Source organism: Lacihabitans soyangensis (genome assembly GCF_024343775.1).
Taxonomy (GTDB): Bacteria; Bacteroidota; Bacteroidia; order Cytophagales; family Spirosomataceae; genus Leadbetterella; species Leadbetterella soyangensis.
Genome location: NZ_RJUF01000017.1, coordinates 37,144 through 54,343, shown reverse-complemented (window position 1 = coordinate 54,343; position 17,200 = coordinate 37,144). Strand labels below are relative to the sequence as shown.

Sequence of the window (17,200 nt, the reverse complement as noted above, 5' to 3'; positions counted from 1 at the left end):
ATGAGATATTTACAGGCAAAGCACATTTTAAAACGCTACTCAATGTTGTTTAAGGCCTATAATTTGATTATTGAATCCGATTTTGATCTAAAGCTTCCAGAAGTTAAGGGAGAAAATCCAGATATCTATTTTCGAAAAGGAGAATTCTCTATTGAAAACTATAAAAAAACCAAGATTTTTCGAGCTGGTATTCAAGCCAGAGTAGGGCTAACTGAAAAAGAATACTTCATAAACTGGCCAGAAGTTTGTACATTTTTAGCCCATAATGGCAAATATATTGAATATGTTAAACTTCAAAATAACGATGATTTTTTCAGGTTATTTGCAGTAAGCGAAGCACTAGGCCTGATTCTTCAACAGCAAGGTTTCTTTCTTCTTCATGGAAGTGCCGTAAAAATCGGCAATAAAGCAACCATTTTCATAGGTCCTCCAGGTGCTGGTAAATCAACAACTGTGGCGGCATTTGCAAAAGCTGGTTACACTGTCTTGAGTGATGACCTCACCGCAATTCGGATTGATGAAAATGGTATACCTTCTGTGATGCCGGCTTACCCAGAAGTTAAAATTTGGCAAAAAAGTGTTGTAAATTTAGAAATTGAAATGCTTTCGCTCGAGCCTTCATTTGAGGGAAATACCAAATTTCTGTTTCGTCAAAATCCAGAGTTGTTTCCGCAAATAGCAGTTGAATTAAGCGAAATTATTATTCTTCAAAAGCCATATTCCAAAAAAAAATCAGAAATACCTTTGGTGCACATTCCAATTGAACTCTTAAAATATTATCCACTACCTCATCAAATTTTACAAAATGAAAGTTTAAAAAGGCATTTTGATAATGCATTAAAAATTGGTCGCCAAGTATCAGTGAGAAGAATGAATAGACCAAAGAATTTTGAGAAACTACTGACCTTCGTACGTAATTTTGAATGAAACAGAGTAATGAAGTAGAAATATTGTTAGAAGCTATTAAAGTTTGTATGTTGGATAAACCAACAAACAAATTAGCGATTTTGCTTCAAAGAGAGATAGACTGGGGAAGATTAGAGAAACTTGTTACATTTCATGCCATAAGACCAGTAGTATTTAAAGCACTTCAAGAGGTTGATTGCAGGAATGAATTCTATGAAAAACTTAAATTAAGAACGTTTCATCAATCGGTTTTCAACCTAGCCACTTCGAAAGAATTAAGCCGTTTGTTAAATCTATTCCAACAGAACCAACTCAGAGTTATCCCCTACAAAGGAGTTTTGTTCATCAAGGAGATTTACAGAAATCAAGCCCTAAGAGAAACTCATGATCTCGATTTACTGGTTCATCCAGAAGATGCTAAAAAGGCACTTTACCTTTTATTGGCTGATGGTTATGTGCTTGATGTAAATAATTTCAGAAAACTTGATAATGATTCTATTATTCAAAGTTTATTTGAAACGCCGGGTATTATAGAGGTTGGGCTGGATAAGATTTCTGCGGTTGGCATCAATATTCATATCGATTTTCACTGGCATATTAAAGAAGAAATTCATGACTTTAAAGTGAATTATGAGGCATTTTTTAATGAGAATGGTAATATAAATCAAAGCCAGAACACATTATTTACCATGCTTCTAATACATCATGGTGGGCGAGAATGTTGGACAAGATTAAAGCATTTTTGCGATTTAATTGCATTTATCAAGACTTCGGGTATGAGTATCAACGACTTGGAGGTCATTGCCTCAGAACTTGGTATGAAGAAATTCCTAAAAATTGGCCTTGAAATCCTTGATCAAAAATTTTTAGATGTAGAAATAGGCCATTCTCAAAAACATAAAGTCATATCAGATATTGGTAATTATTGGGAGACAGGCAAGGTATGGCAAAGGTTAGATCATAGGTTAAGGTTTACAAAAATCTATTTTAGCCTTTTGGACGAAAAAATCTCCATATACATATTCGTATCCAATGTTTATCAGTACCTCTCCACACCCAACTTTATCGAAAACCCAAGATTAATTACCTTTCCAAAAGGATTTGGCTTACTAAACTTCATTTCTAAAGTAATTACATTCATTTGGCGAAAAACAATTTTACAAAAACGTACATTAACCTAAATATAAAGAATATTATGTAGCAATAATGGCATTGATTAAGAAATAAGTATAAATTTGGTAACTATTCGGAAAGAATATTCCTAGAAACTAAAATTATGGCACTATGAGGTATAAATACATAACAAAATACTCATGGATAATATTATTCTTTTGTGTTTTTGAACAAATTTCTGCCCAAAACCTGAATGGGGCTTTAATTAATTCGTGTGGTACCGAGGGTGCCAATGAATTTTTGTTTTTCAAAAATGGTGGAACCGACCTTACTGTTTCTCCATCTAATATTGATATAAGATATGGAACAAGCACAGCCCCAGGGACTTCTGGAAATTTAACCAATAATATAGGAGCACCTGTCTCAGGAAGTTTTGTAAGCGACCTCAATGCACTTTTGCCGAACTCTGGATGTGCTATTAGCTTCGCTTATGCTCCTTTGGGTAGTACCATACCGGCTAATTCCAATTTTATTTTAATGAACGATGATGCCAATAACGTGATAAATTATTCGGGGTGGTGCAATTCTGGACTAAGTACAACTATTTATATAATATTTTCGAGTAGTTCAAATTGGGCTTCATCTGGTCAATTTGCGAACACCGCCGCCACCCCAAAAGAAAGGTATATTGTAACTACCTTTAATTCAGGCAGTCCAACAGTTTACAGCTACTATGCCGATGAAACAAACGGAGATACCGGTGGCTGGAATACTACCACAAGTGGCGATGGAGCATATGCCTATTGGAATGGACCAGGGGCTGCTACCGTCTACAGCAAATACAGCTCCTGCACACCGCCAAATCCTGCCACCTTACCCATTAAACTGGCGGGTTTTAATGCAGAGCTAACACATACCGCTAAAGTAAAACTTAGTTGGGAAACCACCTCCGAAATCAATTTTTCACATTTTGAAGTACAAAGAAGTGCTGACGCACTTGGTTTTGAGACCATCGGTAGAGTTGAAAGTAAAAAAAGTGAAAATTCTAATACGAAGTATGAGTTTATTGACAGCAATCCCTTGAGTAAAACTGGCTATTATAGGCTCAAGGAAGTAGATATGGACGGAAGTTCCTCACTTTCTAAAATTGTAAGTATCATACCTGATATTGAAAATCAAGAACTAATCGTATTTCCAAATCCTACTTCTGATTACTTTGAAATTAAAGGTTTAAAATATAAAGATATTCAACAGATAAAGGTATTTAATCAAGCAGGGTTAAATCTTCTAAATATCTTCAATTTTGAAAAACAATTCAATATCACTTCAATCGAACCACAATTACTATTGGTAGAAATAATAGAAAAAAATGGAAAAAGACACTTTCAACGTATCTTAAAAAGATAGTTTTATAATTATTTTGAGGAATATCCTGCTACACTTTTACATATTTGAAAGTTATTATTTTTAATTTTTAAGATGGAGCAATCAAGTATTATCCCTTCAAAACCATCTTTTCTGGATCCCACAGCACAGGTGCTTTTCTTTCGGTGCTCAAATTACACGCAATAGATGGAGCAGCCGCTCTTAAGCCAAAACTTGCGTCTTCAATAATTTTGGAGCCTGTTCTGATGGCATTGAAGAAAACAATCATATGGTCAAGCCTATCGTCGTAACCTTCGGCTGGAGCAAAACTGGTTTCCTTGTTCATGGTATAGCCTACTTCAGCATCGCCATATTTGGCCTCATACCATTTTTTAAATTCCTCTTTTTGCTTCGCCGAAAAACTATCAAAAGAGTCGTATCCATCATATCCCGGAGCCGAATGACGCGTTAGGGTTTTTACTGTAAACTCATTCCAACCGATATCAATTACCCCTACGGTACCTATCAATTTTATACCAAACCCACCTTTTCCTGAGCCATCCGCTAGATTTACTCTGGTAATTACCTGAAAGGCAGGATGCGTTTGGGCTTTGGGATAATCCATTACGGCATTTATCAAATCATAAGCGTCGCGACCATCTTTCCAGAAGTTCAGTTCTGCTAATGAAAATATTCTGTTTGGTCCTTTTGATTCTGTTATGGTATGAATGCCAGTTAACAAATGCACTATTAAATCACCTGCGGCACCTGTTCCATAATCTTTGAAGTTTCTCCAACGGAAAAATCGCTCGGCACTAAAAGGAACTTTTGGGGCATGACCTAAAAATTTATCAAAGTCAATAGTGGCCGGTGATGCATCCAAAGGAATAGAATAGTTCCAAGCCCCACGGGCATCAGAACGATCGCAAAAAGCGTCAACGTAAGTTAACTCACCAATTGCTCCACTGTCCAAAATTTTTTTTGCTTCGAAAATAGCCACACTACTTGCCCTTTGACTACCTACCTGAAAGACTTTTCCGGTGGCTTTTTGGGTATTGACCAATGCCATGCCTTCAGAAATCTTCTGAACCATGGGTTTTTCACAATATACATGCTTACCAGCATTCATGGCATCTATCGAAATCTTTTGATGCCAATGATCAGGAGTACATATCAATACTGCATCTATGTCTTTTTTGGCCAAAAGTTCACGGTAATCTCTTGTTGTAAAAATCTGTTTTCCCCATTTTTCTTTGGCCCTTTCAAGTCGTCCATCGTATAGGTCACAAACAGCAACCAACTCAACACCAGCTACTTTTAAAGCTGTGTCGGTATCGTAATGACCGATGATTCCGCTGCCAATGAGACCAATTCTTATTTTGTCGTTGGCACTTACTTTTATTTGAGAATTAAGTACTATTTTCTCAATAAAAGTCCCTGAAGAAGCTTCAACATTTCCACCAATGGCTATTCCGGCAGCCGTACCACCTAGTTTTTTTAAGAAATTCCTGCGGTTGTTCATCGTCTTGACTGTGATTTATATGATTAGGTTGATTTTTATGATTTTAAAACTTTTAAGAATAATTTTCAATAAGGTTTAATTTCAAGACTAGGTTTATATTTATGATTTTTTAATCTTTTTACATTTAAACTTCTTTCTCCAAAATTAATTAACAGACCGACCTCTAAATTATAGGCTTCTAGGTAATTAATAGCTTGTGCAAAATGTACATCTTCCAATTTTATAACAGCCTTTAATTCGACCGATATTCTTTCGTCCACCAAAAAATCAACCCTTCTGGTCCCAATGTGATGTTCTTTATAAATTATCGGCATCTCAAATTCACGATGAAATAGAATCCCATCCATTTGCATTTCAATTTCTAAAGCCCTTTGGTATATTACTTCCTGAAAACCATTTCCCAAAAAACTATGCACTTTAAAAGCTGAGCCTATGATTTTAGATGTAAGTTCTGAATATTTAAAATTATCATTTATCATAAAAAGAAATATAAATTTTATCCATTATTCCATGAAAGAGAAAATCCTATTAATCACAGAAATCAAATAAATCCGAGTTAAGACATTTTTACTTTTTCTAAAATCTCATTACTCAGCTTATTTTTCAAAATCACTTTTTTGTCTCCGTTTGGCAAAAGTTCTTCTTTTATAAGCCAATGGTCAGCATCATATTCGGTAAACACAGATGGCTTCGTAAGTCCAGTTTGTCCTCTCCATTCGGGTAATTTTACTTGCTCCCAAATTTTGGTTTTTGCTGATTTATAAGCTGCATCAATAATGGCATTTACCACATAACCATCATAAAATGTCTCTTGCGGTTGAATACCTTTTTCATATGCCTCAAACATATCAATAAACATACTTGTATAGCCCAACTCGTGAGCTTCATCGCCAACCGGGAACTGCCATCCAGAAGAACTTTCTGCTTTTTCTACCAAATACCCATCCGTATTTCCACTTGTAAACATCTCAAAACCAGTCCTTAGCCAAGAATTCACCCAAATTGTTCCCTCGGTGCCCATCACTTCATCTCGTAAGTCCATACCTCCACGAAAAGTCCAGGAAACTTCAAATTGGCCAATGGCTCCGTTTTCATATTTTACTAGACCAATGGCGTGATCTTCGGCATCAATGGGTTTTACTTGGGTATCTGCCCAACACATTACTTCTACAGGCAAAATGTCTTTTCCTATAAAATTACGTGAGATTTCGATACAATGACAGCCCATATCCACGATGGCACCTCCACCTGCTTTTTCCATATCCCAAAACCAATCAGAATGCGGCCCAGGGTGTGTTTCTCGAGATTTTGCCCACAAAACCCTTCCAATGGCTCCGGACTTTACACTTGCCAGTGATTTTGAGAATTTTGGGGTGTAACAAAGATCTTCTAAATATCCAGCAAAAATTCCAGCATCCTCACAAGCTTTGGTCATACGAAGTGCCTCTTCTGGTGTTCTACCCAAAGGCTTGGTACACAATACCGCTTTTTTGTGCTTTACGCAAAGATGCACTGCCTCTTCATGCACATAATTTGGAAGGGCTATAATCACCATTTCAGTCTCTGGATGGGCAATGGCCGCCTCCATGTCTGTAAAAAAATGGGGGACATTATAGTCTTTGGCAAAACGAACAGCAGTTTCTTCTCTTCGTGCATAAATCACTTTGACTTCGTCTTTTCCGCGGCGACCAATAAGTGATTCGGCATAGAAACGGCCAATGAAGCCGCCTCCCAAAATACATAATTTTATCATAATTTAAGGCTTTAAAACAGGTTTAAATGTATCTCTAATTTCTTTCAAATCAATAGTATGGGCTTCAACAGCATTCATGGTATTTGGTGAATTTTTTTCCAAACATTGCTCTATAACTAAATGCGGCTTCAGATTTTTCTTTAATAATTCTAAAGCAAATTTTTTAAAATCGATATCGCCTTCAGAAGTGAAAACTTCCTGCCAAATACCATTTTTTGATTGTCGAATGTGAAGCTCAATAATGCGGTCTCCATACATTTTTAGCACATCAAAAACCGCCAATTGTGAGTTTTGAGAACCTCTATATACCCAATGTACATCCATACAGAAATATAGATTCTCAGGTGAAGTGTTTTGTAGCATGTGATGAAATTCTCTTGCTCCAGCCTTCAATTCCACGTCGTGGGTATGGTAGGCAAGCTTCAAGCCATTCATTTTTAATGATTTCCCAATTTTCTCTAATGCTTTGGCTTGCAAAATCAATTGTTCATCAGTTTTGAGTTTATCGCTTCCCCAAGCTATGGGATTTGGGTTGGTTACTATGATTTTGGTGCCATAGTTTTTCACAACTTCCGCAATCTCAAGAATAGTTTTAATTGACTTTTCTACTTGTTCTTCTTCATGCAAAACACTCCCAATATACACTGAGGGCATTTTAATATGGTATTTTTTCAAAACGGCAATCAGTATAGTGGCTTCTTCGGCACTTCCCAAACTGGGCTCATAGGCTTGAAGTCCAGTCTTCACATACGCTGCCATATCAGCATCCAAATTTTCACCCCAATTCTTGTTTTCTCTTCCATAAAAAGTACCCCAATTGTAGGAATTGCTACTAATTGGGAAAGTTTCTTTTGTTGGTTCAAATTTTTGAATCATTCCCAAAACTGGCACTGTTGCTATGAAATTTCTTCGTTTCATGGTCTATTATTTGAGCACTGATGACACAGATTGAACAGATAAACACTGGTTTTTAAATACTTATTAATTGAGACTTTACACGTTTTCATATTATCCTTATGATTATGTCTTTTCGATTGAAATTTTAAAATAAACTATTTCCTAAGAAGTCTTTATAAATTCAAATCCTTCTCCAAGTTCTAGAATTTTATAAGGAGTTCCAATTTTTTCACAGGCAATTTTAAAGTTTTCAGGGTCTTCTGTATTAAACTCAAACAAGTGATAATGATGAGGTATAACACATTTGATATCAGCCACTTTACTTAAATCAGCTGCTTCTTGAAAACTTAAATTTCCTGCTACTTTTCTTTCGGGCTTGTTTCCATTTATGGGTAAAAACGCCAAATCCAAATGGTAACTTTTGAGGATTTTCTCCAAACCATCATACCATAGCGTATCACCGGAATGGTAAACCACAAAATCTCCAAATTTAACAATGTAGCTCATAAATTTGCACTGACCTTTTTCGTTTCTTTCTACAGAATTATGTGCCGCAGGTAGTCCAATTATTTCGAAATGCCCTATTTTAATACGCTTATTTTCATCTAATCCAATCGGAAAATCAAGCTTACATGTCAATCTATCTGTTACAAAATCCCTATTTGCTTCTGGAATAATGAATTTTACGTTTTCATTATTTTCAAAAATCGAATTCAAAGTTTCAGCATCTAAATGATCTGTGTGGTTATGACTAGAAGTAAGCACATTTATATTTTCTAAAAGCAAAGGATTCACCACCAATTCGCTCATTCTTGTGTGCGGTTTATCTGTATTTTGGTATTTTACAGAAAGTGAATCCGACAAATAAGGGTCAAAAAGAATAGTTTCACCTCTAAATTTAAGCAAAAAACCGCTCTGTCCAAGCCACCAAACTTTGAAGGTAGTTTCGGAAGAAAAGGAATTTATATCCTTAATGACTTGCTCGTTTTTCTGTTTCGGTTTTATCATAATTTTTCAACGCAATTCTGCCGCAGCTTTACACATGCTTTCAATTTTTAACTTTGATGCCCATCGGGCAGTTTGTGACAGTCCGCAATCTGGAGCTACTGCTAATTTTTCTGCAGGCACATATTTCAGGCACTTCTGGATTCGCTCTTTAACATCTTCTACCGTTTCGATGTAATAACTTTTTACATCAATTACACCCACAGCCACATCCATTTTTTCGGCAAACCGTTCTAAAAGATGTACCTCAGCAAAATTCAAAACGCACATTTCGGTATGTAACTCGTCAAAAGTCATATCCAAGAAATCTGGCAACATGGGTGCAATGGTTTTCTTCCCTATCGAACGACCTTTGAAATTCCCAAAACACAAATGCGTGCCGATTCTGGTTTTACCAACTATGCCTTTAACTGTCCGATTAAAAATATCCACAAATCGTTTTGTGTCTTCTTTGTAAGCATAGCAAGACATTGATGGCTCGTCAATACAAATTTCTTGAGCTCCTGCTTCTACCAATTTTTCTAATTCCAAGGCCACCAAAGGCATCAACGCCTCAGTAATTTCCCAACGGTCTTTGTAAATTTCTCCCGGCAACATTCTACCTGATAAAGTGTATGGACCAGGAATTGAAGCCTTTAATATTTTGCCTTCGGGAGCTAGTCTTTTCAGTCGATTGTATTCTTCAAGCACACCTAGCCCTTTTGGAGCACTTAGCTTTTCGACAATCGTATGTTTTCCTCTTTGGTCGTGTGCAGGTGGGCCATATTTACGAGTTTCTTCGTGATTGGCTTGAATTCCTTTTATGAAACCATAAAACGAAAGGTTAAAGTCTAGCCGCGTTTGTTCACCGTCGGTAATAACATCCAATCCTCCGGCGACTTGATCGTGAATGGCATTTACCACTGCATCTTCAATCATTTCGTTGACATCAGCTGGGCCAAATTTATCAAGATTTTGAGAGGCAAATTCTAGCCAACTTGGAAATGGCCATGAGCCTACTATGGTTGTTTTTATGGGTATTGGTTGCATTATTGGTTCTGTTTTGTTAGATATTCAATTAAATCTGTCAATTCTGTTTCATTTATAGCCAACGAATAGGCCGTTGGCATCACACTTTTCTTTTGTTTGGCTTTGCTTTTAATTTCTTTTTGCTGAATGGTAATTATCTTTCCCGAAAGGTCTTTTACGGTCAAAAGTTTGTCATTTTCAGCTATTAAGAATCCAAAATAAGTATTGCCATTTTTAGTGTCGATGGAATAGGTTTCATATCCAAAAACCAAAGATGCTGAAGGATACACCAAGGCCTCATAAAGTCCTTTTTTTTCTAATTTCGAACCTATCTTAGTCAATTCAGGGCCAATTTCTTTACCTGAATTCCCTATTTTATGACAAGAAGAACAATTGGATTCAAAAACCTTTTTACCGTTTTCGATATTCCCTTTGGTTTTTGTTACGAGTTCTGAATTGTAGGAGTTTTCAAAAGTATTTATCAGGTTTTTTGCTTGATATTTTATGGTAGATTCCGAGTGGTTGCTTAACAAAGGTCCTACATATTCCATTAAATCCTCACTAAGTGTTTGGTTTTGAATCATTTCCAGCAACATTTGACTACCTTGGGTAGATTTAAGCATTTCTATGGCTGCATTCCTTCTGTCACCAAATGCAATATTTCCATTCAATACTATTTCTTTTCGCCCCAAAAGTCTGCTGAGTACTTTTTGCAATTGAATTTCGTCCGAAATACTATTCCAGTTGTGCAAATCGAACCAATCATTGGTGCTTCTGAACGAAAGCCAATATTTTGCCATATCTGCAAGTCTCTTGTCTTTAGATTCTGCCAATTTCAACATGGAACCTACAGCTTCCTTTGATTTTATAAAACCAATGGCTGTGATTGCCCTTTTTCTTTTTTCGAATAACTCATTGCTTATTAGGGCTATCTTTTCAAAGTAATTTAATGCTGATGATGGATACATGGCAAATGCCAAATCAAAATGCTTGTTGAACCAAAGGCTATTTTCCTTAAAAAAATCATTCTCTTTTCCTGCGAAAACAAAGGCCAAAGCATTGGTATAAAATGAATCATTTATAGGACTAGTATCTGCAAATTGCTTAAAAGTAGATTTAGATTTTTCATAAGAAAAAGGTTGTAAGGCCAAAATAGCTTCTCTTCGAACAAATGCCGAAGGATCTTTAGTCAAATTTTGTAAAAATTTAAATAATTTCTCCTCATTCATGTTTTGACGCAAAGCACGCAGAGCCACCACCTTTTCTTGTTCATTCCCAGTTTTTAGTAACTCAATGGTTTTTGATTCCCCTTTGGCACCCATTGTGGCTAAAAGCCAAATAGCACGAGATTTTATGAATGGATTGGTATCTTGTAATAATTTCAAAACCGCTTCAAGATTTGCCTCTGGGTTTTGTTTTAATTTTAAATAGGCTTGATATTTAACATGTATCGCAGGATTTTTAAAACACTCAATTTGGCCTTTGGCTGTACTCAAGTCTAAAATCGGAGTATTCAGTTTGCTATTTTTTGGACTAATTCTATAGATCCTACCGTATGCTTTTTGATCTTGAATTCTATGGCCACCCACCACAGCATCGTACCAATCGGCGATATAAAGTGCTCCATCGGTGCCTATCATTAAGTCAGAAGGCCTAAACCATTTGGAAAGGTCATTTTGAAAATTGGAATTATTCCATTGGTAGGCAGGGTCATCTGTGAAACTGGATGAAACAAAAACCTGTTTCTTGTTTTTTAAATCATAAAAAGAGTTCTTAATTTTTGGCATATATCCAAAAAGCACATTCCGGCCTGCATCGGCACTTAGCACCATTCCTTGGTATTTTTGGCCTAAACTATTGCCTTCAATTCGTAGCATTCCAGTAGGCGAACCAGCCCCTGAATTATCGCCAGCGGGCATAACCGCAGGATCTTCTTGGTGCCAATGAGCCGTAAACATATTTTGGCCAGGCCTTTGGTCGGCGTTCCAATACCTTCTGCCATCTTTACTAAAAAAACCCGCATCTCCGCCTTCGGCTAGCCACGAAACTCGGCAGGTTACCACTTGGTCATCGTTGTCATTTTGCCACATTTCGCCATGGCCATCTATATAGGTCTCATAAGAATTCCTAAAATTATGTGCCCGTACTTTCAGTCCTCTCATGTCAGGATTGATACGCATTTGCAATCCTCCCACCCAAGTTTTGCCATCATCACTGACCATATTTCCTTGGTTTTTTTCGTTATAAGGAGAGCCTCCAGTATAAATGCTTCCTGAACGAAGCGTAAAGCCGCTTTTATCCGTAACCACATGCGGCCCGGCATTTCCCACACTAAAATGCCACTTTCCATCAGGACCAGCCACCACCGAATGTAGCGAATGGTCGTGGTTAAATCCTCCGAAGCCTTTCAAGATAATTTCTTTTGAGTCAGGTATGTCATCGCCATTCTCGTCTGTATATTTTATCAAATAGGGAGCACAAGAAACGATGATATCTTTACCAAAAACCGCAATTCCTAGAGGAGCCACCAAATCTTTGTCTTGCACAAAAACTTGTGATTTATCGGCTTTGCCATCTTGGTCGGTATCGGTCAGTATTACTATTCTATCACCTTTTTCATGATGATAGAAAGCAGAAGAATCATTATTAAAGTTTCTATAATTCACCCCTTCGGTCACCCAAATTCTACCTTTGATATCTGTATCCATATTGGTAGGGTTATAAAGCATGGAAGACTCTGCCCAGAGTTCAATTTTCAAGTCGTCAGGCAGATAAAACTTCAATGGTTCTTCTTCCAAAGCCAAGTTTGGATTGACAGTAAAGGCAAAAAACAAACCACTAACAAGAAATAAGGCAACTCCAAAAGCTTTTTTTATCATGAAAATCTAATTTAAGGTTTTAATGAAAGCAAGATTTTTTTGATGACCCAATACATAATCATATTTATCGGGCAGCGACCATTCCAGCTGCTGCCATTTGCGTTTCGAATACCCTATATCTTCCAAAGCATCGCTTACTTTTTGCCAATCAATATCTCCAGTACCCAAAAACTTCCCATTTTCTTTGAGGTGAATCTCACAAATGTTGTCATTGCCCAAAAGCTTAATTTCATGAAAAATATCATTCCCAGCGTCTTTGGCATTTCTAAAATCATAATACACCTTTATGGCCTTTGAAGCCACTTTTTCCATGATATCTAGATGCTCCTCTGCGGTTAAATAGGATTCTATTCCAAGCGTAATGCCATTTTTTTCGGCATCTGGGGCAATTTCTTTGAGCTTGGAAATTACATTTTGAATACCTATGGGGTCATTTCTTAAATCGTTTTTAGAGAAAAATGCCAATAATACTACCTCAACCCCGAGGTTTTTAGCAACTCCAATGCTGTCTGCTACCCAAGCGGTGGTTCTATCATCTGATTTATAAGGAATATTATTAAGCTCTCCAATGGCCAAGCTGGTGATTTTCACCTTGGTTTCTTTTGATTTTTTTAGAAAAATTTCTTGAACCGCTTTTTGTCTTAAATGAAGGTTGTTGGATACATTACCCATATTAACTTGAACTCCAGCAAGGCCAATAGCTTGGGCCACCTCAAAAGCCATTGGGTCGGAGCTTTTACCTAAAGACCAATCACAAGCACCCAATTTTTTAAGTTTAAACAAATCCATGAAAGAGGAATGCAAAGGCATGGCCAAGCCTAAAGCTGACATTTTCGATACAAATTCTCTTCTTTTCATAGTCTAAATAGTTTTAAAAGCTAAACATCCTCTTTTGATACGTAACTTTCTATACCCACAGATTTATACATTTTCGATAAGCGGTGGGCATGTTCATCATAAGCACTTTGGAATAGTTCAGCTGCTTTTTCTGCTCCAACAACAGCTCCGGCGGTCAATACTTTTGGGGGACGGCCAGCCTTAGTTAAAAGATTAGCTATTTCAGCTTTGATAGAATTGATGAGCATACAAGAACCCACCGTAGAACCAGGTGCCACCGGTGTTTCTAGGTTCTCAATTTTTATCATGGCATCGCCCAATGGTGCTCCCGAATCTAAAACCACATCACAAAAATCCTTTAATTTTTTACCATCTTTTCGTTTTGATGTACTGGCTTCAGAATGCAGTTTGGTATTCAATCCCACTACTTTCAAACCTTTAGATTTAAAAATCTCAGCCATTTCTATAGGCACCACATTGCAGCCAGAAGAAGAAATAATCAAAGCTGAGTCTTGTTCACTTACATCAAAATTTCTGATAATTTGTTCTGCCAAACCTGAAACATTTTCTAAAAACATAGCTTGTCTTTGTCCATTCGCACCCACAACCAAATTATGAAATGTGAGCGAGAGCTCCACAATAGGATTAAACCCAGGGAATGAGCCATATCTTGGCCACATTTCTTCCACAATTATGCGGCTGTGTCCGCTTCCAAATACATGCACCATTCTTCCTGCCAAAATAGAATCAGCAAAGATTCTAGCCACTTCAATAATCTGTTTTTCTTGAGCAGCTACCGTTTCAATCATTTGCTGGCATTTTTCTAAATATTGTTTTATATAGGTCATATTTTATTTTTTTAAAAAACACATAGGTACATAGTTAGCATAGTTTTTTCTATTGACTCGTATTTTTTTAAAACACATAGGCACATAGCTGGCATAGTTTTTTTTCATTGGTTCGTATTTTTTCTTTAAACACATAGACATCATAGCTTTTTTGTAATTTTCTAATGTGCTCTATGTGCCTATGTGTTTATTAATTTTCCCCAATGCAAAAGCCGCCGCTCCAATGGCTCCCGAGAGATCATCAAAATGGGCCTTATCTATTTTTGTTGTTTTACCTTTTGGTCTAAATTCATAGAGGTCAATAAAAGTTTGTAAGGGCTCAAAAAGTAAATTGCCGGCCAGGGTTATTCCTCCACTCAAAACGATGATTTCAGGTGAAAAAATATTAATTAAAGATGCTATGGTAATGGACAATTTACGGAGTGAATCCAGCCAAAGCCATGTAGCAAAACTGTCTTTTTCGTTATAGGCTTTTAACAATTCATGGGTAGATTTAAATTTCCCCATAGAGCGTTTTTCGATAGAATAATTTCCCAAGGCATATTCTAAACTGCCTGGAATTCCCAAAATACTTCGCTCATCGTCGGAGGTATTGATTGAAATATGCCCCAAATGTCCCGCCATATGACTTAGGCCTTGGTACAATTCTCCATTTATCAAAATTCCACCACCCACGCCTGTTCCTAAAGTGAGCAAAATCGCATTTTTATAACCTTTCACAGCTCCAAACTTAGCTTCGGCCATCAATGCGGCATGAGCGTCGTTTAAAACAAAAGTTTGAATTTCAAAATAATCTGCCCACACAAAATTCTCTAATCCAAAAAGACGATTTGGCAAATGAGCGATGCAAGAATTGTCGGAATTTGCTAAGCCAGGAGCCGACAAACCAATGATTTCCACTTGATTATGGCTTTTCTCTTTCAAATGGTTTACCATTTCTAAAACGTTCTCTTTCCACTTTTCATCCCCCTCATCACTGGTAGGAATATAGTGTTTATAAAGTACTTCACCCTTTTCGTTGAGTAAAATACCCTTCACGTTTGTTCCCCCTAAGTCTATTCCTATTGCTACTTTCATTTTTTAGCTTTTGGCTATTAGCAAATAGCTATTAGCCTCTTTTTTGACAAAATTTAAAATACCTGCCACTATAAAAACTCGACAATAACATATTAATAATTAACTAATAAACCAGTAACCAATTATCCAATAACTAATTTCAATACTGACCTTCCGAAACCTCCCATCCCCCATCTACATAGAGTGTTTGTCCAGTAGTAAACTTCGAAGAATCCGACATAAAATATACCGCCGCACCGTCTAAATCCTCGGGCTTCCCGTTTCTTCCACCATCTAATGGCTGTTTGGTTTTTACAAAATTCATGATTTTTTCATCGGTACTAGCTCTTGCCGACATGGGTGTTTCGACCAAAGCTGGAGCCAAAATATTTATTCTGATATTGTCTTTGGCATAATAAGCAGCCAAGGCTTTTGTAAATCCTGTCACGGCTGATTTTGCTGCGGCATAGGCATGTGTAACAAAATACTGCGGCGAAGGCGAAAAGCTCAAAACCGAACTCATATTCAAAATGCTACCAGATTTTCCGAGTTCAAGAAATTTCCTCACAGCAGCTTGATTGGAAAGCATCAAACTCGTGAGATTCAAATCAAAGGTTTTTTGCCAGCCTTCTAAGGTCAACTCATGCAAAGGGCCATCGCCATATTTGCGACCACTTCCACCAGCAACATGATACAAACCATCAAAATCACCGAATTCAGAAATGCACATTTCTATGGCATTTATGGCTGTGGCAGGATTGGTGGCATCTCCTTTTAGTGCTTTGGCATTTTCTCCCAAAGCCAACTCCGCAGATATACAACTTTCAGGATTTCTGCCAACAACAACCACATTTGCACCGTTTTTTACAAATGCCTTTGCAGCCGAAAACCCCAAACCTGTAGTTCCTCCAATGATAACAATATTTTTGTCTTCGAGCATAAAGTAAAAATTTACACCATTTATTGAAAATATATCAATAATATACAAAAATATATAGCTAAAATTTAAATTTCCACCTATATTTATTGTTCAACCAATACTATATTGATGTTTAATGGAACCCATACTTCAGAGACTGCCGCTCAGCAAAAATCTTTCTTTTATATATGAGCGATACGAATCTCCATTTTTCGAAACGCCTTGGCATTATCATGAAGAATTCGAAATCGTCCTATGTGATGGTGGTTTTGGGAAAAAAGTAATTGGAAACCATACCTCTGAATACAAAGAGGGTGATTTAATATTGATAGGCAGCAAACTACCTCACTGGTTACGTGCAGATGAAATGTTTTATACTAATGAGGCAATTCAGCGTCCCGCTTCTATAGTTATACAATTTCGATTAGATAGTTTTGGTGAATCTTTCTTTGATTTGGTAGAAATGACCCCTGTGAAGTTGTTGTTAGAAAAAGCAAAATTTGGGCTGGAGTTTTATGGCAATACGAAAGAACAGATATACCGAGTAATTAAAGAAAATATCCATAAAACTAGTTTAGAAAAGTTCCTGAGCCTTTTTGAAATATTGCAATTGATGGCTGAAAGTAAAGAGCAACAAACTCTTTCAGAAATAGGAATGGAAGGAATAGGCAGAAAAGACTCAGAAAGAATGAGCATTATTTTTGACCAAATTTTGAAAAACTTCAAAGAACCGGTGTCGGTGGAGGACTTGGCCCAAAAAGTAAATTTAACCAAAGCGGCCTTTTGCAGATATTTTAAAGCCCGCACGCAAAAGACATTTGTTGAGTACCTTATGCAAGTCAGAATCAATCACGCGTGTAAACTTTTGAGAGAAACTGAAATGAATGTTTTAGAAATTTGTTATGAGTCGGGATTCAATAATTTATCGAATTTCAATAGGCAGTTTTTGAAGCTTACAAAACAAAACCCCAAAGCTTTTAGAAAAAACCAGAACAATTCAGTTTCCACAAATTAAAATCTGTAATTTCAGAAAAAACTTACACCACTTTTCTCAAAGTAAGATTAATGACCTATCAAATTTTAACCAAATAA

15 protein-coding genes are annotated in these 17,200 nt (G+C 36.7%); 4 read left to right on the top strand and 11 right to left on the bottom strand.

Features of this window, described 5'->3' with window-relative positions; genetic code table 11:
* The 3 genes from EGI31_RS08165 (at window position 1) to EGI31_RS08155 (ending at window position 3,426) form a co-directional block, all read left to right on the top strand.
* Window positions 1–927, top strand: coding sequence for a serine kinase (locus EGI31_RS08165; protein ID WP_255036718.1), 927 nt, complete (start codon window positions 1–3; stop codon window positions 925–927).
* Window positions 924–2,087 carry a nucleotidyltransferase family protein gene (locus tag EGI31_RS08160; RefSeq protein WP_255036717.1) on the top strand — a complete coding sequence of 388 codons (1,164 nt, stop codon included), beginning with the start codon at window positions 924–926 and terminating at the stop codon, window positions 2,085–2,087. The genes EGI31_RS08165 and EGI31_RS08160 overlap by 4 nt, the downstream gene beginning before the upstream one ends.
* A gap of 103 nt (window positions 2,088–2,190) precedes the next feature.
* Window positions 2,191–3,426: a fibronectin type III domain-containing protein gene (locus EGI31_RS08155; RefSeq protein WP_255036716.1), complete on the top strand. Its 1,236-nt coding sequence runs from the start codon at window positions 2,191–2,193 to the stop codon at window positions 3,424–3,426.
* A gap of 88 nt (window positions 3,427–3,514) precedes the next feature.
* Here EGI31_RS08155 and EGI31_RS08150 read toward each other — a convergent pair whose 3' ends face one another.
* The 11 genes from EGI31_RS08150 to EGI31_RS08100 all read right to left on the bottom strand — a co-directional run bounded on the left by EGI31_RS08150 (window position 3,515) and on the right by EGI31_RS08100 (window position 16,129).
* Window positions 3,515–4,906, bottom strand: coding sequence for a Gfo/Idh/MocA family protein (locus EGI31_RS08150; RefSeq protein WP_255036715.1), 1,392 nt, complete (start codon window positions 4,904–4,906; stop codon window positions 3,515–3,517).
* Window positions 4,907–4,971: 65 nt separating this feature from the next.
* Entirely contained in the window at window positions 4,972–5,385 is a 414-nt protein-coding gene (locus tag EGI31_RS08145; protein ID WP_255036714.1) for a GxxExxY protein, read from the bottom strand.
* Window positions 5,386–5,462: 77 nt separating this feature from the next.
* Entirely contained in the window at window positions 5,463–6,659 is a 1,197-nt protein-coding gene (locus tag EGI31_RS08140; protein ID WP_255036713.1) for a Gfo/Idh/MocA family protein, read from the bottom strand.
* Between the two features lie 3 nt (window positions 6,660–6,662).
* Entirely contained in the window at window positions 6,663–7,577 is a 915-nt protein-coding gene (locus EGI31_RS08135) for a sugar phosphate isomerase/epimerase family protein (protein WP_255036712.1), read from the bottom strand.
* A 141-nt stretch (window positions 7,578–7,718) separates the two neighbouring features.
* Window positions 7,719–8,564, bottom strand: coding sequence for an MBL fold metallo-hydrolase (locus EGI31_RS08130; protein ID WP_255036711.1), 846 nt, complete (start codon window positions 8,562–8,564; stop codon window positions 7,719–7,721).
* A gap of 6 nt (window positions 8,565–8,570) precedes the next feature.
* Window positions 8,571–9,590, bottom strand: a complete 1,020-nt coding sequence (locus EGI31_RS08125; RefSeq protein ID WP_255036710.1) for a methionine synthase — start codon at window positions 9,588–9,590, stop codon at window positions 8,571–8,573.
* Window positions 9,590–12,448 carry a PVC-type heme-binding CxxCH protein gene (locus EGI31_RS08120; RefSeq protein WP_255036709.1) on the bottom strand — a complete coding sequence of 953 codons (2,859 nt, stop codon included), beginning with the start codon at window positions 12,446–12,448 and terminating at the stop codon, window positions 9,590–9,592. The genes EGI31_RS08125 and EGI31_RS08120 overlap by 1 nt, the downstream gene beginning before the upstream one ends.
* A 6-nt stretch (window positions 12,449–12,454) precedes the next feature.
* Window positions 12,455–13,306, bottom strand: a complete 852-nt coding sequence (locus EGI31_RS08115; protein ID WP_255036708.1) for a sugar phosphate isomerase/epimerase family protein — start codon at window positions 13,304–13,306, stop codon at window positions 12,455–12,457.
* 20 nt (window positions 13,307–13,326) lie between these two features.
* Window positions 13,327–14,133, bottom strand: a complete 807-nt coding sequence (locus tag EGI31_RS08110) for a sugar isomerase domain-containing protein (RefSeq protein ID WP_255036707.1) — start codon at window positions 14,131–14,133, stop codon at window positions 13,327–13,329.
* A gap of 171 nt (window positions 14,134–14,304) precedes the next feature.
* Entirely contained in the window at window positions 14,305–15,210 is a 906-nt protein-coding gene (locus EGI31_RS08105; protein WP_255036706.1) for an ROK family protein, read from the bottom strand.
* 139 nt (window positions 15,211–15,349) lie between these two features.
* A complete protein-coding gene (locus EGI31_RS08100; RefSeq protein ID WP_255036705.1) occupies window positions 15,350–16,129 on the bottom strand; it encodes an SDR family NAD(P)-dependent oxidoreductase in 780 nt (259 codons plus the stop codon).
* A 115-nt stretch (window positions 16,130–16,244) separates the two neighbouring features.
* Between EGI31_RS08100 and EGI31_RS08095 the strand changes: the two genes are divergently transcribed.
* The gene (locus EGI31_RS08095) at window positions 16,245–17,123 is read left to right on the top strand and encodes an AraC family transcriptional regulator (RefSeq protein ID WP_255036704.1); all 879 of its coding nucleotides are present in this window, start codon (window positions 16,245–16,247) and stop codon (window positions 17,121–17,123) included.
* Window positions 17,124–17,200: the final 77 nt, after the last annotated feature.

Bases quoted from the DNA above. Each gene is read 5' to 3' on its own strand.
- EGI31_RS08165 (WP_255036718.1), top strand. From the start codon at position 1: ATGAGATATTTACAGGCAAAGCACATTTTAAAACGCTACTCAATGTTG.
- EGI31_RS08160 (WP_255036717.1), top strand. From the start codon at position 924: ATGAAACAGAGTAATGAAGTAGAAATATTGTTAGAAGCTATTAAAGTT.
- EGI31_RS08155 (WP_255036716.1), top strand. From the start codon at position 2,191: ATGAGGTATAAATACATAACAAAATACTCATGGATAATATTATTCTTT.
- EGI31_RS08150 (WP_255036715.1), bottom strand. From the start codon at position 4,906: ATGAACAACCGCAGGAATTTCTTAAAAAAACTAGGTGGTACGGCTGCC.
- EGI31_RS08145 (WP_255036714.1), bottom strand. From the start codon at position 5,385: ATGATAAATGATAATTTTAAATATTCAGAACTTACATCTAAAATCATA.
- EGI31_RS08140 (WP_255036713.1), bottom strand. From the start codon at position 6,659: ATGATAAAATTATGTATTTTGGGAGGCGGCTTCATTGGCCGTTTCTAT.
- EGI31_RS08135 (WP_255036712.1), bottom strand. From the start codon at position 7,577: ATGAAACGAAGAAATTTCATAGCAACAGTGCCAGTTTTGGGAATGATT.
- EGI31_RS08130 (WP_255036711.1), bottom strand. From the start codon at position 8,564: ATGATAAAACCGAAACAGAAAAACGAGCAAGTCATTAAGGATATAAAT.
- EGI31_RS08125 (WP_255036710.1), bottom strand. From the start codon at position 9,590: ATGCAACCAATACCCATAAAAACAACCATAGTAGGCTCATGGCCATTT.
- EGI31_RS08120 (WP_255036709.1), bottom strand. From the start codon at position 12,448: ATGATAAAAAAAGCTTTTGGAGTTGCCTTATTTCTTGTTAGTGGTTTG.
- EGI31_RS08115 (WP_255036708.1), bottom strand. From the start codon at position 13,306: ATGAAAAGAAGAGAATTTGTATCGAAAATGTCAGCTTTAGGCTTGGCC.
- EGI31_RS08110 (WP_255036707.1), bottom strand. From the start codon at position 14,133: ATGACCTATATAAAACAATATTTAGAAAAATGCCAGCAAATGATTGAA.
- EGI31_RS08105 (WP_255036706.1), bottom strand. From the start codon at position 15,210: ATGAAAGTAGCAATAGGAATAGACTTAGGGGGAACAAACGTGAAGGGT.
- EGI31_RS08100 (WP_255036705.1), bottom strand. From the start codon at position 16,129: ATGCTCGAAGACAAAAATATTGTTATCATTGGAGGAACTACAGGTTTG.
- EGI31_RS08095 (WP_255036704.1), top strand. From the start codon at position 16,245: ATGGAACCCATACTTCAGAGACTGCCGCTCAGCAAAAATCTTTCTTTT.